This window comes from Aquabacterium sp., assembly GCF_036279655.1.
Lineage (GTDB): Bacteria > Pseudomonadota > Gammaproteobacteria > Burkholderiales > Burkholderiaceae_C > Aquabacterium.
Genome location: NZ_DASUIT010000022.1, coordinates 1 through 15,356, shown reverse-complemented (window position 1 = coordinate 15,356; position 15,356 = coordinate 1). Strand labels below are relative to the sequence as shown.

The 15,356-nt window shown below is 64.8% G+C and carries 22 protein-coding genes; 11 read left to right on the top strand and 11 right to left on the bottom strand.

Annotated elements, in window-relative coordinates:
• From VFW84_RS17480 to bamC, 5 genes are all read left to right on the top strand, one after another.
• The coding region (locus VFW84_RS17480) for a flagellar hook-basal body complex protein FliE (protein WP_414638873.1) at positions 1-73 on the top strand (73 nt) is incomplete at its 5' end.
• Between the two features lie 132 nt (positions 74-205).
• A complete protein-coding gene (locus VFW84_RS02780; RefSeq protein WP_329678908.1) occupies positions 206-1,411 on the top strand; it encodes an MFS transporter in 1,206 nt (401 codons plus the stop codon).
• Positions 1,412-1,549: 138 nt separating this feature from the next.
• On the top strand, positions 1,550-2,353 hold the full coding sequence (locus VFW84_RS02775; RefSeq protein WP_329678906.1) for an SDR family oxidoreductase: 804 nt from the start codon (positions 1,550-1,552) through the stop codon (positions 2,351-2,353).
• Positions 2,354-2,387: 34 nt separating this feature from the next.
• Positions 2,388-3,269, top strand: a complete 882-nt coding sequence (gene dapA / locus VFW84_RS02770) for a 4-hydroxy-tetrahydrodipicolinate synthase (RefSeq protein ID WP_329678905.1) — start codon at positions 2,388-2,390, stop codon at positions 3,267-3,269.
• Between the two features lie 28 nt (positions 3,270-3,297).
• On the top strand, positions 3,298-4,434 hold the full coding sequence (gene bamC / locus VFW84_RS02765) for an outer membrane protein assembly factor BamC (protein ID WP_329678904.1): 1,137 nt from the start codon (positions 3,298-3,300) through the stop codon (positions 4,432-4,434).
• A gap of 181 nt (positions 4,435-4,615) precedes the next feature.
• Here the strand turns inward: bamC and VFW84_RS02760 are convergent, their stop codons facing one another.
• The 3 genes from VFW84_RS02760 to VFW84_RS02750 form a co-directional block, all read right to left on the bottom strand.
• Complete coding sequence (locus tag VFW84_RS02760) at positions 4,616-4,867, bottom strand: hypothetical protein (RefSeq protein ID WP_329678903.1); 252 nt, start codon at positions 4,865-4,867, stop codon at positions 4,616-4,618.
• Positions 4,868-5,029: 162 nt separating this feature from the next.
• On the bottom strand, positions 5,030-5,560 hold the full coding sequence (locus VFW84_RS02755) for a hypothetical protein (RefSeq protein WP_329678902.1): 531 nt from the start codon (positions 5,558-5,560) through the stop codon (positions 5,030-5,032).
• Between the two features lie 26 nt (positions 5,561-5,586).
• Positions 5,587-6,798 (bottom strand): JmjC domain-containing protein, encoded by a 1,212-nt coding sequence (locus tag VFW84_RS02750; RefSeq protein WP_329678901.1) that lies wholly within the window; start codon positions 6,796-6,798, stop codon positions 5,587-5,589.
• 33 nt (positions 6,799-6,831) lie between these two features.
• Between VFW84_RS02750 and VFW84_RS02745 the strand changes: the two genes are divergently transcribed.
• Positions 6,832-7,368, top strand: a complete 537-nt coding sequence (locus VFW84_RS02745; protein ID WP_329678900.1) for a peptidylprolyl isomerase — start codon at positions 6,832-6,834, stop codon at positions 7,366-7,368.
• Positions 7,369-7,389: 21 nt separating this feature from the next.
• Here the strand turns inward: VFW84_RS02745 and dut are convergent, their stop codons facing one another.
• From dut to VFW84_RS02730, 3 genes are read right to left on the bottom strand one after another with little or no spacing between them, the layout of a single operon-like run.
• Positions 7,390-7,848 carry a dUTP diphosphatase gene (gene dut, locus VFW84_RS02740; RefSeq protein WP_329678899.1) on the bottom strand — a complete coding sequence of 153 codons (459 nt, stop codon included), beginning with the start codon at positions 7,846-7,848 and terminating at the stop codon, positions 7,390-7,392.
• Between the two features lie 49 nt (positions 7,849-7,897).
• The gene (coaBC, locus tag VFW84_RS02735) at positions 7,898-9,118 is read right to left on the bottom strand and encodes a bifunctional phosphopantothenoylcysteine decarboxylase/phosphopantothenate--cysteine ligase CoaBC (RefSeq protein WP_329678898.1); all 1,221 of its coding nucleotides are present in this window, start codon (positions 9,116-9,118) and stop codon (positions 7,898-7,900) included.
• A gap of 49 nt (positions 9,119-9,167) precedes the next feature.
• A complete protein-coding gene (locus VFW84_RS02730; RefSeq protein ID WP_329678897.1) occupies positions 9,168-9,332 on the bottom strand; it encodes a hypothetical protein in 165 nt (54 codons plus the stop codon).
• Between the two features lie 182 nt (positions 9,333-9,514).
• Here VFW84_RS02730 and VFW84_RS02725 point away from each other — a divergent pair, with 182 nt between their 5' ends.
• The 3 genes from VFW84_RS02725 to VFW84_RS02715 all read left to right on the top strand — a co-directional run bounded on the left by VFW84_RS02725 (position 9,515) and on the right by VFW84_RS02715 (position 11,415).
• Positions 9,515-10,285: an MBL fold metallo-hydrolase gene (locus tag VFW84_RS02725; protein WP_329678896.1), complete on the top strand. Its 771-nt coding sequence runs from the start codon at positions 9,515-9,517 to the stop codon at positions 10,283-10,285.
• A 109-nt stretch (positions 10,286-10,394) separates the two neighbouring features.
• Positions 10,395-10,745: a YggL family protein gene (locus VFW84_RS02720; RefSeq protein ID WP_329678895.1), complete on the top strand. Its 351-nt coding sequence runs from the start codon at positions 10,395-10,397 to the stop codon at positions 10,743-10,745.
• Between the two features lie 268 nt (positions 10,746-11,013).
• Positions 11,014-11,415, top strand: coding sequence for a GreA/GreB family elongation factor (locus VFW84_RS02715; protein ID WP_329678894.1), 402 nt, complete (start codon positions 11,014-11,016; stop codon positions 11,413-11,415).
• Here VFW84_RS02715 and VFW84_RS02710 read toward each other — a convergent pair.
• Positions 11,403-12,347: a class I SAM-dependent methyltransferase gene (locus tag VFW84_RS02710; protein ID WP_329678893.1), complete on the bottom strand. Its 945-nt coding sequence runs from the start codon at positions 12,345-12,347 to the stop codon at positions 11,403-11,405. The genes VFW84_RS02715 and VFW84_RS02710 overlap by 13 nt on opposite strands.
• Before the next feature lie 203 nt (positions 12,348-12,550).
• Between VFW84_RS02710 and VFW84_RS02705 the strand changes: the two genes are divergently transcribed.
• On the top strand, positions 12,551-13,039 hold the full coding sequence (locus tag VFW84_RS02705; RefSeq protein ID WP_329678892.1) for an arsinothricin resistance N-acetyltransferase ArsN1 family B: 489 nt from the start codon (positions 12,551-12,553) through the stop codon (positions 13,037-13,039).
• Positions 13,040-13,126: 87 nt separating this feature from the next.
• The gene (locus VFW84_RS02700; protein WP_329678891.1) at positions 13,127-13,573 is read left to right on the top strand and encodes an SRPBCC family protein; all 447 of its coding nucleotides are present in this window, start codon (positions 13,127-13,129) and stop codon (positions 13,571-13,573) included.
• A gap of 18 nt (positions 13,574-13,591) precedes the next feature.
• Here the strand turns inward: VFW84_RS02700 and VFW84_RS02695 are convergent, their stop codons facing one another.
• The 4 genes from VFW84_RS02695 to VFW84_RS02680 form a co-directional block, all read right to left on the bottom strand.
• Entirely contained in the window at positions 13,592-13,843 is a 252-nt protein-coding gene (locus VFW84_RS02695) for a PIN domain-containing protein (RefSeq protein ID WP_329678890.1), read from the bottom strand.
• A gap of 170 nt (positions 13,844-14,013) precedes the next feature.
• Positions 14,014-14,190, bottom strand: coding sequence for a type II toxin-antitoxin system prevent-host-death family antitoxin (locus VFW84_RS02690; RefSeq protein ID WP_329678907.1), 177 nt, complete (start codon positions 14,188-14,190; stop codon positions 14,014-14,016).
• Positions 14,191-14,483: 293 nt separating this feature from the next.
• Positions 14,484-15,068 carry a transglutaminase family protein gene (locus VFW84_RS02685; RefSeq protein ID WP_329678889.1) on the bottom strand — a complete coding sequence of 195 codons (585 nt, stop codon included), beginning with the start codon at positions 15,066-15,068 and terminating at the stop codon, positions 14,484-14,486.
• On the bottom strand, positions 15,065-15,356 hold a 292-nt coding region (locus tag VFW84_RS02680; RefSeq protein WP_329678888.1), incomplete at its 5' end, for an alpha-isopropylmalate synthase regulatory domain-containing protein. The genes VFW84_RS02680 and VFW84_RS02685, both read right to left, overlap by 4 nt.

Sequence of the window (15,356 nt, the reverse complement as noted above, 5' to 3'; positions counted from 1 at the left end):
CTTCCAGTCGGCCGTTCAGTTCCGCAACAAGCTGGTTCAGGCATACACGGATATCATGAACATGCAGGTCTGACCTTCAGTCGAGGCACTCCACCGGAGCGCCCGCTCAGGCGCTGTCGACACCGGAGTGCCCGTGCCGCCCCACACCCCGCAGAATTCACCGATCCACCCGTCCCCGCCCACCCTGCCCCTGTGGCAGTTGCTGATGTGCGGCGCACTGGTCGTCACCCTCTCCATGGGCATCCGTCACGGCTTTGGCCTGTGGCTGGCCCCCATCACCATGGACCGGGACTGGAGCCGGGAAACCTTCTCCCTGGCCATGGCCATCCAGAACCTGGTCTGGGGTGCGGCCGGCCCCATCGTGGGCTGGTGGGCCGACCGCAAAGGGGCCATCGGCGTGCTGCTGACCGGTGCCGTCCTGTACGCCCTGGGCCTGATCGGCATGGCCACCAGCACCGATGTGATCGCCTACACCCTCAGCTCCGGTGTGATGATCGGCTGCGCCCAGGCCTGCACCACCTACTCGGTGGTCTATGGCGTGATCGGCCGGCATGTCGACGCCAGCCAGCGCTCCTGGGCCATGGGCATCACGGCCGCCGCGGGCTCCTTCGGCCAGTTCCTCATGGTGCCGCTGTCCAGCACCCTGATGGACCGGCTCGGCTGGCAAGGCGCCCTGTGGGGCCTGGCTGCCAGTGCCCTGCTGATCGTGCCGGTGGCCTGGGGTCTGAGAGCCGATCGCCCCCGCCCCCTCTCTGGTCCCCCTGGCAGCCCCGCATCGTCGGGCCTGGCCGAGCCCCAGGGGGCGGGTGCCGCCCTGCGCGAAGCCCTCACCCACCCCAGCTATCTGCTGCTGACGGGCGGCTACTTTGTCTGCGGCTTCCAGTTGGCCTTCATCGGCGTGCACTTGCCCAGCTACCTCCAGGATCACCAACTGCCCCCCGGCGTGGCCACCACGGCGCTGGCCCTGATCGGCCTGTTCAATGTGCTGGGCACCTACAGCGTTGGCTGGCTGGGGCAGCGCCTGTCCAAGCCCCATGTGCTCGCTGGCATCTACTTCTCGCGTGCCGTGGCCATGCTGATCTTCATCGCGCTGCCCCCCACCCCCCTGAGCGTGGGCCTCTTCGCGGCGGTGATGGGCACCCTGTGGCTGTCGACCGTCCCGCCCACCAATGCCATCGTCGCGCAGATGCTGGGCGTGCGGCATCTGTCCATGCTCAGTGCCCTGGTGTTCCTGTCCCACCAGATCGGCTCCTTCCTGGGGGTGTGGCTGGCGGGCCGCCTCTATGACCTCACCGGCGGCTACCAGGTCGTCTGGTGGCTGGCCATCGCCCTGGGCCTGCTGGCCGCTGCCCTGAACCTGCCCGTGCGAGAAAACGAGCCCCCTCGCGGGCGTCTGGCGGCCCCGGCATGAGGCCCGTGGTGCGCCGAGTCGTGGTCTGGGCGGTAGTCCTGCTGATACTGCTGGCGACGTTTGCATGGTACTTTCGCGGCCACGTGGTTTTCGACCTCAGCCGTCTGTGGTCGATCTGCTTCTGACCTCCCCTACGACATGAGCCTCAACGTCACCGTGATCACCGGCGCCTCGGACGGCATCGGCGCCGAACTCGCCCGGCAACTGGCACGTCAGCACGGCCAGGCCATCGCCCTGGTGCTGGCGGCCCGCAGCCAGGACAAGCTGGCCCAGGTCGCCCGAGAATGCGAAGCCCTGGGGGCCAGCACCCTGGTGCGCGTCACCGACGTGGGGGTCGAGGCCGACTGCCGAGGGCTGATCGCGGACACCATCACGCGCTTCGGGCGGATCGACACCCTGGTCAACAACGCCGGCATGTCTGCACACGCCCTGCTCGGCGACGTGCAGGACATGGGCTGGTACGAAGACCTCATGCGCATCAACCTCTGGGGCAGCGCCTGGCCCACCCACGCCGCCCTGCCCCACCTGCGGGCCAGCCGCGGCCACATCGTGACCGTCTCCAGCCTGGCCGGCTTGGTGGGTGTGCCCGGTCGTACCGCCTACAGTGCCACCAAATTTGCCCAAACGGGTTTTTTCGAATCCCTGCGCGTCGAACTGGCGCCGCATGGGGTGGACGTCACCCTGGTCTACCCCGGCGTCGTGCTGACCGAAATTCGACACCGCGGATTCAATGCGCAGGGCCTGGCGGCCGGCAAAAGCAGCCTGGACGAGCGTGGCGCCATGACCGTGCAGGAGTGCGTGCGCATCATGGTGGCCGGCATGGCCCGGCGCGAGCGGGACATCGTCATGACCACCAAGGGCAAGCTGGGCCGCTGGATGAAGCTGCTGGCCCCCGCCCTGGTCGACAAACTGGCGCTGGCGGCCCTGCAAAAGGACAGTTGAGCCCAGATAGAATCCACAGATCTAAGGAAGCAACATGAAACCGATTCTTGGCAGTATCGTGGCGCTGATCACGCCCATGCACGACGACGGCAGCGTGGACTACGACGCACTGCGCCGCCTGATTGACTGGCACATCGCCGAAGGCACGGACTGCATCGGCGTGGTGGGCACCACCGGCGAGTCCCCGACCGTCAACGTCGAAGAACATTGCGAAATCATCCGCGTGGCGGTGGAGCAATGCGCAGGCCGCGTGCCCGTGATGGCCGGAGCCGGTGCCAACTCGACCGCCGAAGCCATCGAGCTCAGCCGCTTTGCCAAGAAAGTGGGCGCCGACTGCACCCTGCAGGTCGTGCCCTACTACAACAAGCCGACCCAGGAAGGCATCTACCTGCACTTCAAGGCCATTGCCGAGTCGGTGGACATCCCCCAGATGCTCTACAACGTGCCCGGTCGCTCGGTCGCGGACATGCTGCCTGAAACCGCCCTGCGCTTGGCCCAGTTGCCCGGCGTGATCGGCATCAAGGAGGCCACCGGCAACCTGGAGCGCGCCGCCTGGCTGATCAAGCAGGCCCCCAAGGGCTTTGGCATCTACTCAGGTGACGACGCCACCGCCGTGGCCCTGATGCTGCTGGGCGGTCATGGCAACGTCAGCGTGACCGCCAACGTCGCCCCCAAGGGCATGCACGAGCTGTGCAAGGCCGCCATGGCCGGCGACGTCAAGCGCGCCGTCGAGCTGCACATGCAACTGCTGCCCCTGCACAAGCACCTGTTCATCGAACCCAACCCCATCCCCGTCAAGTGGGCCCTGGCCCGCATGGGCAAGGCGGGTGGTGCCCTGCGTCTGCCTTTGACCCCTCTGTCGGCCGCTGCGCAGCCCACAGTGGAAGCCGCGCTGCGCGAAAGCGGTGTGCTCTGACCTTCTCACGGACCTGATCCACTATCCCATGCTGAACTCCAACGTTCCCGGCCGCCTGGCGCTTCTGGCCTGTGCCTGCTCGATCGCCGCGCTGAGCGCCGGTTGCTCATCCCTCAACGACCTGACCAGTGGCAGCAAGGTTGACTACCGCACCAGCGGCAGCAAGACGGTCTCCCTGGAGGTGCCGCCCGATCTGTCGCAACTCAGCGGCCAGGGGCGCTACACCCATGCCACCTCCGGCAGCGTGACCGCGTCCAACTTCAACCAGCAGGCACAGGCCGCCAATCCCGACAACGCGGGCGTGGCCGTCCAGTCCCTGGGTGGCGTGACCCTGGAGCGTGATGGCCAAACCCGCTGGCTGAGCGTGAACCAGCCGCCCGAGCAGGTGTGGGCCAAGGTGCGCGAGTTCTGGCTCGAAAACGGCTTCGAGTTGCCCGTGGATCAAGCCCAGAACGGCCTGCTGGAGACCAACTGGTCGGAGAACCGCGCCAAGCTGGGTCAGGATGGTCTGCGCAAGCTCGTGGGTCGCCTGATCGACAACCTCTATGACACCGGCGAGCGCGACCAGTTCCGCACCCGCGTGGAGCGCACCTCGCGCGGCAGCGAGATCTACGTCAGCCACCGTGGCCTGCAAGAGCTCTACGTGGACGCCCGCAAGGAAGCCACCCACTGGAAGGCCCGCCCTGCGGACACCGCCCTGGAAGCTGAGATGCTGACCCGCCTGATGGTCAAGCTGGGTTCGACCAAGGAAGCCGCGCAGGCCGCCGTGGCCTCCAGCGAGAGTGGCAACCTGGCCCCGCGCGCACGCCTGTCGGCCGATGGTCTGTCGGTGAACGTGGGCGGTGATTTTGATCAGGTCTGGCGCCGTGTGGGCCTGGCCCTGGACCGTGGCGGCTTCACGGTGGAAGACCGTGACCGCAGCAAGGGCGTCTACGAGGTCCGCCTGGCCTCCACCGCCCCTGAAGGCAGCAAGCCCGGTCTGATGGACAAGATGTTTAGCTGGTTTGGCAACAAGGCCTCGGCCGACACCCTGTCGCGCTATCGCCTGCAGCTGAGCACCCAGGGCAGCAGCAGCTCCGTGGCCGTGCTGGGCACCGATGGCAAGCCCGCTGACACGGCAGGTGGCCGCGAAGTGGCCAAGATGCTGGCGACCAATCTGGAGTGACCCCACACTCGGTGTCAGCTTGGCTGGCACCCATGCAAAAAGCCCGGCTGATCGCCGGGCTTTTTACTTTTTGCCACACAAAAAACGTGCACAGCGTCACGCCAAGGCGTGCGGCACATCCAAGTGCAGACGAAAAAAAGCCACTCCGAAGAGTGGCTCTTTTAAGATCTCTCGAAAGAGATTACTTGGCGGCCGAAGCAGCGTCAACAGCAGCCGAAGCAGCGTCGACAGCGGCGGAAGCAGCGTCGGTAGCAGCGGAGGCAGCGTCGGTGGCAGCGGAAGCGGCGTCGGTAGCAGCGGAAGCGACTTCAGCAACAGCGGAAGCAGCCTCAGAAGCGGCGGAAGCGGCGTCAGCGGCAGCTTCTTCCTTCTTACCGCAAGCGGCCAGGGCCATGGCAGCGATCAGCGAAGCCAGCAGGAGCGACTTTTTCATGCTTGTATCCTCAAAAGGGAGTGTCAATAAAACCGGATAGCGATGGAACTTGTGCTTAAACCCACAGTCCCAAAATGATTCGAGACGAAGGGCTTTGGATGCGGCGCATCTTTTAGATTCACCTCATTCAGCCTGCCATTATATGGTGCTTCGGGCAATTCCCTATAAGCCAAGTGTCGTAACTGGCATAGCCTCATGAGATCGTTGCAAAATTGCATCACCCTCATGCCACCACTCGGCCAGAACAGCCGGTCGACGTGACCAGACCGCGATGCCTCGCTCATTGTCGAGCATCCTCAGGCCCATGACGCCCTGCAGCACCAGCAGGGGCCGGAACACCTGCAAAGAAGATTGCTCGTCCTCCGACATCTGCCGACAGTGCACCCGATGACCCCAGGGCGTGCGCCACTGCACCCAGCGCGGATGACGCCGCCCCACCTTGCTCCAGTCCAGCGCCAGCATATGGCATTGGCTGTGACGACTGGCCAGCGCCCATTGCTCCAGCGAGGCCACGCAGGCGCGCTCACCCAGCGGCCAGTGCTCGAAGTCTTCGTCCAGGCAGATCAGGGACGCCGATTGCGTCTCGGCCATCGCCAGCAAGGCCCGCACATGCTCGGCCCAGGCGGCCCAGCCTTCCAGGTGTCCGCCCTCGGCATCTCCGCCCGGCCAGGGCACGTCGATACGACTGCTCATCCTCGATCTGTCCTCCGTGTGCACCGTCAGTCCTGCAGCGGATGCAGCCAGCCGTCTTCGGCCCACTGATCCAGCAGATCCCGGACGTCGTCGCTGCAACGCGCCACGTCCTTGGCCGACAGGCTACGTGCATCGGCCAGGCGGCGCAAGAGCCGGGCATCGGCACCGGCCGCACGCCAGGACTCGCCATTGGCAAAAATGCGCTGATCGTCATACATCATGCGGGTGCGAGGGTCGAGCCTCACGCCCACGCCGTCCGCCAGCGGCTCGCCGGCCTCGAACCACACGCGGGGCTTGGGCTCGGTCATGACCTCGCCCAGGGCCGACTGCAGTTGCTGCGGATCCTTGAGGGCCTTGGCCACGGCCTCGGCCGCAAAGGCCTGCAGGTTCGCGGGCATGCGCGCGGGCTCGGCCGTGGCGGGCTGATCGGGGTCACGGTAGAGCTGGCGCTTGCTGTCGTCGATGTTGTCGGCCACGCGCAGCAGCAGCTCGGCGGCCAGGCCATTGGCCTCGGGCACACGGAAGCCCACCGAGCAGGTCATGCACTCACCCTGGGCGATGCCATCGTGTGCCCAGCGCGGGGGCAGGTAGAGCATGTCGCCGGGCTCCAGCACCCATTCCTCTTCGGGCTCGAAGTGGCTGAGGATCTTGAGCGGCACGTCGGGGCACAGGCGCTCATCACGCAGGCGACCGATGCGCCAGCGACGTTGACCATGTACCTGCAGCAGGAAGACATCGTAGGAGTCGTAATGGGGCCCCACACCGCCGCCATCGGTGGCGTAGGAGATCATCACGTCGTCCAGACGGGCATCGGGCACGAAGCGGAACTGCTGCATCAGGGCGTGCGCCGCCGGCACGTGCAGATCCAGCCCCTGCACCAGCAGGGTCCAGTGGGACTGGGCCAGCTTGGGCAAGGCGCTGCGCGGCATCGGCCCGTGGCGCAAGGTCCAGTCGGCCTGGGCCCCCTTGGGGGCCTTGCCACCCTTTTTGGCGGGCTGCTGCACGATCAGGCGGGACTCGACGTCCTCGCTGGCAGCCATCTCGAACAGGCTGGCGCGGTCAATGGGCGGGCGCACACCCGGCACGGCCTGGCGAATCAGCAGTGGCTTTTTCTGCCAATAGCGCTTCATGAACTGCGCGGGCGACAAGCCACCGAGCAGAGGCAGCGCCTGCTGCAGGGGGTCGGATGCCACCGATGCGGTGGCCTTGGGCTGGGTGCGGGAGGAGGAGGCTTTCATGGGGGCACATTGTGCTCGTGAGATGATTGCGGAATGGACATTCGCAACCCTTGTGTGGTGAGTTTGACGTGGCGTCTTGAGGACGCTCAAGGAGAGCTCATCGATGAACTGAAAGAGCCGATGGAGTTTTTCGTCGGTGGAGATGACTTGCTGGCCAAGGTCGAAGAGACCCTGATCGGCCAATCCGCAGGCTTTGAAGCGGCCTTGCATCTGGAGCCCGAACAGGCCTTCGGGGACTACCACAGCGAGCTGGTGTTCTTCGAGCCCATCAACGTGCTGCATGACGCTGTCGAAGAAGGCATGCAGTTTGAAGGCCCCCCCGAGGGCTCGCAGACGCCCGACATGCCCAAGGACGTGATCTACACGGTCACCGAGGTGTATGACACCCATGTGGTGCTCGATGGCAACCACCCCCTGGCCGGTCTGTCGCTCAACCTGCTGCTGAAGGTGCTGGATGTGCGTGAGGCCACCGAAGAAGAAATCGAGCAGGGCTCCGTGGCCCAGTCGATCTTCAGCCTGGCGCCCTCATCGGATGCGCTCGACGTGCCGCCCGGCACGACGATGCACTGAGCGGCAAGGCCTGAGCCTGGCTCAGGCCTTGCCGGTCGAGCCGAAACCACCCTGCCCGCGCTGGGTGTCGCCCTCGAAGCTGTCGACCACCCGAAAGCGCGCCTGCACCACCGGCACGATCACCATCTGCGCGATGCGCTCCATGGGCTGGATCGTGAAGGCGGCCTGGCCGCGGTTCCAGCAGCTGACCATCAAGGGACCCTGGTAGTCGGAGTCGATCAGGCCGACCAGGTTGCCCAGCACGATGCCGCTCTTGTGGCCCAGGCCCGAGCGCGGCAGGATCATGGCCGCCAGTTGCGGATCGCTCAGGTGCATGGACAAGCCGGTGGGGATCAGCTCGGCCTGACCTGGCTGCAGCACCAGCGGGGCATCGAGGCAGGCACGCAGGTCCAGGCCGGCGCTGCCAGGCGTGGCATAGGCCGGCAGGTGATCGGCCATGCGAGGGTCCAGGATCTTGAGGTCAACAGCCGTGGTGCTCATGGTGGGGTGAGGGTCGGGTGGGTAGCGTCTGGGTGTCTTGAGATCGTGCTCAGCCCAGTCGGCGAGCGATGTCGGCCATCAGGGCGCGCGCCAGGGTGAGCTTGTCGGCGGCACTGCCGTCTGCGGGCAAGGGGTAATGCGACTGGGCATCGACCACGAGCAACGCGTTGTCGTCGCGCCCGAAGGTGGCCGGCCCCAGATTGCCCACGATCATGGGCAGCTTCTTGCGCAGCAGCTTGGCACGGGCATGGTCCAGCAGGTCCTGACTTTCGGCGGCAAAGCCCACGCAAAACGGCGGCTGGGGCAAGCCCGCCACCGCCGCCAGGATGTCCGGGTTCTCGGTGAGTTCGAACAAGGGGGCCGACTTCTTGCCCTCTTTCTTGATCTTGTGCTCATTGAGCGTGGCCGGGCGCCAATCGGCCACCGCGGCCGTGGCCACAAAGACATCGTGCGCCTTGGCCTCAGGCAGGACGGCGTCATACATCTGCTGGGCCGTCATCACGTCGATGCGCCTCACCCCCTGGGGCGTGGGCTGGTGCACGGGGCCGGCCACCAGGGTGACCTGGGCGCCCGCCTCGGCCGCCGCGCGGGCCATGGCAAAACCCATCTTGCCGCTGGAGTGGTTGGTGATGCCGCGCACCGGATCGATGGGCTCGAAGGTCGGACCGGCGGTGATCAGCAGGCGTTTGCCCGCCAGCACCTTGGGCTGGAAGTGGGCGATCAGGGCATCGAGCAGGTCGGCAGGCTCCAGCATGCGGCCATCGCCGGTTTCGCCGCAAGCCTGGTCACCGCAACCGGGGCCCAGGATCAGGGCGCCGTCGGCGCGCAACTGCGCCACATTGCGTTCGGTCGCAGGGTGGGACCACATCTCGCGGTTCATGGCGGGCGCCACCATCAGCGCACAGCGCTCGCGCGGGCGGGCCAGACACAGCAGGCTCAGGAGTTCATCGGCGCGCCCTTGGGCCAGTTGGGCCATCAGGTCAGCGCTGGCCGGGGCGATGACGATGGCATCGGCCCAGCGCCCCAGATTGATGTGGGGCATGTTGTTGTGATCGCGGCTGTCCCACTGGCTGGTCACCACCGGCTGCCCCGACAGGGCTTGCAGGGTGACGGCCGTGATGAAGGACTCGGCGGCGGGCGTCATGACCACCCGGACATCGGCACCGTGGCGCGTCAGCAGGCGAACGAGCTCGGCCGATTTGTAGCAGGCGATACCGCCCGACAGGCCCAGCACGATGTGCCGACCTTGGAGATCTTGGCGTTCAGACATGGGCGGCACTCTAGCACTGACCGGGCCCATGCTGTGCGCTCAAGCGAGATCAGGTCTGCGAGGGCGCTGCCTGCTCGGGCTGTGGCTGTGCCTCGGAGACGGCGGTGTCGCCGTCATGACCGGAGGCCTTCTTCATGGCTTTTTCAGCCTTCTTTTTCTTCTTTTCGAGTTCTCGCTGACGTTTTTCGAAGGAATAGTTGGGTTTTGGCGGCACGTGCGTCCTTTCGGTGATCGATCAGCACACCTTAACAGAGCCTGGGCCTCCTGGCACCTGCCCACAAAATTGATCTATTTCAAGGAAGCTTGCGTGGAGTCAAGTCCAGGCACGCGCATCTGGCTACGCTGGCGCCTTTGATCTTTCTTGATGCGCGAAGCGACCTGCGCCGCGCTGCACCCATGGCCCAGGAACTTTACAAAGACGCACACCACCAGTGCCTGATGTTCACTGACCTCACCCGCGATGTCGGCGAGGCGGTCCCCTCCAACCAGTTCCTCATCGTCAACAAGGACACTGGCGCCATCATCGACCCGGGCGGCAACATGGCCTACAACGAACTGTACCTGGGGGTGACGCGTTACTTTCCGCCCCAGCGGCTGGCGGCCATCGTGGCCTCGCATGCCGACCCGGACATCATTGCCTCGCTGGACCGCTGGATGACCTCGACCACGGCGCCGCTCTACATCTCCAAGGTGTGGGAGCGCTTTGCGCCCCACTTCTGCAAGCCGGGCAAGACCACCGACCGCGTGCACGGCATCCCAGACCAGGGCATGCACATCCCCATCGGGGACAGCACTCTGATCGCCCTGCCCGCCCACTTCCTGCACGCCGAGGGCAACTTCCAGTTCTACGACCCCATCAGCAAGATCCTGTTTTCGGGAGATCTGGGGGCGTCCTTTGCCGCCACGCAGGTCAAGGGCAGCGTGATCACCTCGCTCAAGCCCCACATCCCGGCCATGGAAGCCTTTCATCGGCGTTACATGGTGTCCGGCAAGATCCTGCGCCTGTGGGCACGCATGGTGCGCCAGCTCGACATCCGCATGATCGTGCCCCAGCATGGGCTGCCCATGGCCGGCCCCGCCGTGGGAGAATTCATCGATTGGGTGCAGGATCTGGAGTGCGGTATCGACCTGATGACCCAGGCCCAGTACACCGTGCCCGCTTTGTAGGCACTCCAGGGCGCCACCCTCGGGCCGCCTGGGGTTCTCCCACCATTGCCCACACACTTGTCCACATGTTCGGTGGATAAGTTCATTCAACGAACCTCTGAAAGCCAACATGGCCAAACAACGCAGTCGCCGTCTCCGCAAGAAACTTCACGTCGGTGAGTTTCAGGAATTCGGCTTTGCCTTCAAGAGCCGCATCAAGGCCGGCACGGCCGAAGAAGCCTTCGTGGACGCGCTGGTGAGCGAGGTGATCGACCCACGGGGTCTGGAGTTCGGTGGCTGGGCCGCCGGTGGTTTTGTCAGCCGCGCCGGCACGGGCAGCGCCACCGACGACGACCGCACGGCCGTGATCGCCTGGCTGCGCGCCCGCCCCGAGGTGGAATCCGTGCGCATGAGCGGTCTGCTCGATGCCTGGAACACGGTGTTCGTGGCCGATGATCAGATGACCCAGGTGGTCGGCTGACGCCTCCGAGGCAGCACCGGCAGCTTCTTGCTACCATGCAGCCATGCACACCGAGATGAACGCCTGCACAGGACCGACGCCTGACTTCCCCACGGGGAAGTGCGCGGCTGTGCACGCGGACCGGCAGCATCGGCCCGTCGCACAGCTCTCCGCCCGGCGATAACCCTCCCCTTTTATCTAGCGCATCCATCCATCGCCGGGCACCTGCTCAGCGCCAACGCGACCCCCTTCCTCATTCCTGGAGGGCGTCGCACAGATGGAGTGCTTCATGCATACACAAGACCGTGGTGAGCGCCTGCTGACCGAGCTCGACTTCGTCCGCCTGACCCGCCTGAATGGCGGCCACTTGCCCCCGGAACTGGCCGAGGACCTGGAAGCGGCCGAGCTGCTGCCCTCGCGTGAGATCCCGCCGAATGTCGTCACCATGTACTCGCAGGTGGACTTGGTGTTTGCCGAGACCGGCACGCCACAGCGCCTGACGCTGTGCTACCCCCGGGATGCGCAGGCTTCTCAGGGCTTGATCTCGGTGCTCTCGCCGATCGGTGCCGCCTTGCTCGGCCTCCAGGTGGGGGACGTGGCCCGATGGCAGATGCCCTCGGGCGAGCAGCGTGCCGCACGGGTCGTGGCCATCGCCTTCCAGCCCGAGGCATCGGGCGACTACACCACCTGATCCGGTGTGGGCAAGGCAGGCGCCTGATAGACCAGCACCTTGAGCGATCGATCGTCGGACACGTCGGCAAATGCGGGTGGGTTGGCCACCCGCTGCACGAAGCTCAGCTCAGGCGCCAGTGCCTGCATCTGATCCGTCAGAAAGGCCACGTCCAGCTCGGGCGCGTTCAGGCACAGCAGTGCATGGCCGCCCGGCACCAGCAGCTCGGGCAGGCGGCGCATGAGGCGGGCGTAGTCCTTGGTCGCCACGAAGCTGCCCTTCTGATAGCTGGGTGGATCCAGGATGATCAAGTCATAGGGGCCGATGCGATTGATCTTGCCCCAGGTCTTGAAGATGTCATGGGGCAGGAAGCTGGCCCCGCCGAGCAGTCCATTGAGGCGGTGGTTCTGCTGCCCGATGGCCAGGGCGCCGTGGCTCATGTCCACATTGACCACCTGTCCCGCCCCTGCCTGCTGCGCCACCACGGAAAAGGCACAGGTGTAGGCAAACAGATTGAGCACCTTGCAACGAGGCCTGACGGCCACATGCTCGCGCACCCAGCGGCGTCCCTCGGCCATGTCCAGAAACAGGCCATGGTTCTGGCCCTTGAGCACATGCACCTGGTAGCGCGTGCCCTGCTCGCTGACCACATGCGGGTCGGGCACGTTGCCGGACATCAGGCGGGTGTCGATACGGCCCTCATGCCGACACTGATAGACCCAGTTCAGCGCCTGCCCGGGCGCCAGTTGCTGCCAGCGAGCGGCCAAGGCCGCATGCAGGGTGGCCAGATCATCGTCGGAGGTGGGCTGGAAGCTGGTCAGCACCCACACCGGGGGAAAGGCATCGAGCACCCAATGTTCACACCCGGGGTACAGGCCGCCCCGGCCGTGAAATACACGCTGGGCGTCTTGGGGCATGGCCATCGTGGCAATGGCGTCGAGAAGGGCTTGCATGGGGTGGCGCGTGGCGTGGTGAGGGGCTGGAGCATAACGGCACACCTCACCCGCTGTGCCGGAACGTACCTCCGGCCCCATGACCCAAGCTTCAGCCACAGAGCAGCGCGCAGCGGATGGCATAGTGGCAACCGATAGGTGACACTGAACACCGACATTGCCCACAAACGTCAAACATCCAGAAGACAAGCAGAGAGGCTCCAATGAACATCAGGCCATATGCGGCAGGCGATGAAACTGCCATCAGCGACATCTACAACCACTACATCAGCCACACCACCGTCACTTTTGAAGAGCAACCACTCTCTCCAACACAGATGCGGGAGCGGATTGAGTCGTACCTGAGCAGCTATCCATGGTTTGTCTGCATCGTGGATGGCGTCGTCGTCGGCTACAGCTATGCGAGCCAGTTCCATCCCCGCGCGGCATACCGGCATACGGCTGAACTGACGGTCTACCTGCGCCAAGGCTTCGAGCGCCGCGGGTTGGGACGGCAGCTATATGCGCCTTTGATCCACCATCTGGAAACACAGGGTTGTCACGCCATGCTCGCCGCCATCGCACTCCCCAACGAGGGCAGCGTAGGCCTGCATGAAGCGCTTGGCTTCGCGAAGGTGGCGCATTTTTCGCAGGTCGGTCACAAATTTGGCCATTGGATTGACGTGGGCTACTGGCAGCGACTTGCCAGGTGAACTCACCTGAGAGCGCGCATGTCGATCGTTGACCCTGCTGATCGTCGTACCCATTGAGGAGCTTCCCTCTCTTTTTGAAAGCTGACCATGCCCACCCACACCGTTCAACTTCACCGCGTTCTCAAGGCCACCCCTGATCGCCTCTATCGCGCCTTCCTGCAGGCCGATGCGATGGCCAAATGGATCCCCCCTTACGGCTTCACCTGCCAGGTCCATCACATGGACGCCAGCGTCGGGGGCACCTTCAGGATGTCCTTCACGAACTTCTCGTCAGGCAAGAGCCACACCTTCGGCGGCGAGTACCGCGAGCTGGTGCCGAACGAACGCCTGCGCTACTCGGACAAGTTTGACGACCCCCAATTGCCCGGGGAGATGGAAACCACGGTGACCTTGAAGCCGGTGGTGTGCGGCACCGAGTTGCACATCGTGCAGACAGGCATCCCCGAAGCGATCCCCGCAGAGATGTGCTATCTGGGCTGGCAGGAATCGCTGGAGCAACTGGCCCGGCTGGTGGAGCCTGTCATTCCTGATTGAGCCTCTGAGGACCTCAACTCAAGCCGGCGGCACGGTTGCAAACGGGTTGTACACCTCGAAGCCCAGCGCCTTGAAATCCGCCACATTGCTTGTCGCCACGGTCAAACCATGAACCCTTGCTGTTGCAGCAATCATGGCATCTTCATACAAGGTGTCTGACTTTCCATGCATCAGTTTGGCCCAGCATCGAAAGACTGTGGCGTCCATGGGCAAGACGTTGTAGGCATCCGCCACCAACGCCAGCCATGCCTCAATGGCGTCGGCCTTCACGGTATCTTGCTCTCTCGTCAGCTCAATGCCGGCTTATATCTCACCCAAAGTCACCGCAGACAAATACAACTGCGTGTCATCCAGAGATGCCAGCCAGGCCAGCACAGCGCCGTGCGGACGTGGCTTGCGCAACTCGGATACCACGTTGGTATCCAGCAAGTATCGGATCGTCACAGCAAAGGCTCAACATGGCGGCGCTTGGCTCGTCCACGTGGGGGCACGATCAACTCGGAGCGCCCCAGGTCCGATAGCAGCAGTTGCTTCAGAGAGGGGCGTGCAGCAGACTGCAGACGCCGCCACTCTTGCACTGACATCAGTACAGCCGCCTCCGCGCCTCGGCGTGTCACCAATTACGGCCCCTCCTGAAGGCATGCATCCAGGAACTCACTGAACCGAGCTTTCGCATCCTGAACAGGCCATGTGTGCATGAGACCTCCATTCAAACCAGTCATCTGACTAGATTGAATGAATCGCCCCTCTCCGTCAACCCTCCTCACCTGTGGTCCACATCCAGTCGATGCGTCGAGATGTGCTGGCAGAGATCAGTCAGCTCTCTGGCATGGCGGACGATACGCTGGCTCGTGCATGGAACACCTCCATCCCGCCACCCATCTTCCCGCTGGAGTTCACCCTGGGTGATTCAGTCCATCTGTTCCACATCCGGTAGATGCGCATGCACCTGTGCCACATCGTCGTAGCGCTCCAGCACGGCCACCACCTGGGGCAAGGGCTCGGCCCAGATGTCAGGCAGGTCACGCTCCTGCGAGCCGCGCACCACAAAGGCCAGTGACTCCTGTGGCGGATGAAACTGGGCGTCAATGCCGGGCTTGTTGCCTCGCGCATCAATGCGCAGCCAGCCCAGATCGCCCAGGTGCACCGCGTTCAGGCCATGCAGGCAATACGGAGCCCCCTCATCCCCCACCGACAAGCGCTGGTAGCACAGCCCGGTGGGGATGCCATGGGCCCGCAGCAGGGCCGCCAGCAAGTGGCTTTTGGCATAGCAGTAGCCGGTGCCGTGCTGCAGCACCTCCGATGCGCGGCAGGTCACAGGGTTGAGGCGGTGATCCCAGCTGTGCTTGATCTGATCGCGCACGAACTCGAAGCAGCGTTTGATCAGATCGTGCTCTTGGCGACTGCCTTGCGCCAGCGCCAGGGCCTGAGCCCTGACCGCCGGGTGATCATGGTCGATGTAGCGCGATGCTTGCAAAAAGGGGGCGAGGTTCATGCCGCCCATTGTGTCGCTGACTGCACGCCTGCGGCCGTCGGGCGCCCCATGCGATTGATGGCGGCCACCAGGGCCTGGATGGAGGCGGCCACGATGTCGTTGTCGATGCCCACGCCGTAGGCTGCATCCTTGCCATCGTTGGCCAGCTCGACGACCGCGCAGGCGGGCGCGCTGCCCGATGTGGCGCTGGCCGTGGTCGAGCGCTCCTCAAAGCTCAACACACGCCAGCCCGCGCCCAGCTCACTCAGCGCGGCCACCGCGGCATCCACCGGGCCATTGCCCTGACCG

What these genes read in the sequence shown, in the direction of transcription:
- VFW84_RS02705 (WP_329678892.1), top strand. Translation starts at nt 12,551, where the DNA reads ATGAACATCAGGCCATATGCGGCAGGCGATGAAACTGCCATCAGCGAC.
- VFW84_RS02745 (WP_329678900.1), top strand. Translation starts at nt 6,832, where the DNA reads ATGGACATTCGCAACCCTTGTGTGGTGAGTTTGACGTGGCGTCTTGAG.
- VFW84_RS02700 (WP_329678891.1), top strand. Translation starts at nt 13,127, where the DNA reads ATGCCCACCCACACCGTTCAACTTCACCGCGTTCTCAAGGCCACCCCT.
- VFW84_RS02775 (WP_329678906.1), top strand. Translation starts at nt 1,550, where the DNA reads ATGAGCCTCAACGTCACCGTGATCACCGGCGCCTCGGACGGCATCGGC.
- dut (WP_329678899.1), bottom strand. Translation starts at nt 7,848, where the DNA reads ATGAGCACCACGGCTGTTGACCTCAAGATCCTGGACCCTCGCATGGCC.
- VFW84_RS02715 (WP_329678894.1), top strand. Translation starts at nt 11,014, where the DNA reads ATGCATACACAAGACCGTGGTGAGCGCCTGCTGACCGAGCTCGACTTC.
- coaBC (WP_329678898.1), bottom strand. Translation starts at nt 9,118, where the DNA reads ATGTCTGAACGCCAAGATCTCCAAGGTCGGCACATCGTGCTGGGCCTG.
- bamC (WP_329678904.1), top strand. Translation starts at nt 3,298, where the DNA reads ATGCTGAACTCCAACGTTCCCGGCCGCCTGGCGCTTCTGGCCTGTGCC.
- VFW84_RS02685 (WP_329678889.1), bottom strand. Translation starts at nt 15,068, where the DNA reads ATGAACCTCGCCCCCTTTTTGCAAGCATCGCGCTACATCGACCATGAT.
- VFW84_RS02720 (WP_329678895.1), top strand. Translation starts at nt 10,395, where the DNA reads ATGGCCAAACAACGCAGTCGCCGTCTCCGCAAGAAACTTCACGTCGGT.
- VFW84_RS02760 (WP_329678903.1), bottom strand. Translation starts at nt 4,867, where the DNA reads ATGAAAAAGTCGCTCCTGCTGGCTTCGCTGATCGCTGCCATGGCCCTG.
- VFW84_RS02755 (WP_329678902.1), bottom strand. Translation starts at nt 5,560, where the DNA reads ATGAGCAGTCGTATCGACGTGCCCTGGCCGGGCGGAGATGCCGAGGGC.
- VFW84_RS02710 (WP_329678893.1), bottom strand. Translation starts at nt 12,347, where the DNA reads ATGCAAGCCCTTCTCGACGCCATTGCCACGATGGCCATGCCCCAAGAC.
- VFW84_RS02750 (WP_329678901.1), bottom strand. Translation starts at nt 6,798, where the DNA reads ATGAAAGCCTCCTCCTCCCGCACCCAGCCCAAGGCCACCGCATCGGTG.
- dapA (WP_329678905.1), top strand. Translation starts at nt 2,388, where the DNA reads ATGAAACCGATTCTTGGCAGTATCGTGGCGCTGATCACGCCCATGCAC.
- VFW84_RS02780 (WP_329678908.1), top strand. Translation starts at nt 206, where the DNA reads ATGTGCGGCGCACTGGTCGTCACCCTCTCCATGGGCATCCGTCACGGC.
- VFW84_RS02725 (WP_329678896.1), top strand. Translation starts at nt 9,515, where the DNA reads ATGGCCCAGGAACTTTACAAAGACGCACACCACCAGTGCCTGATGTTC.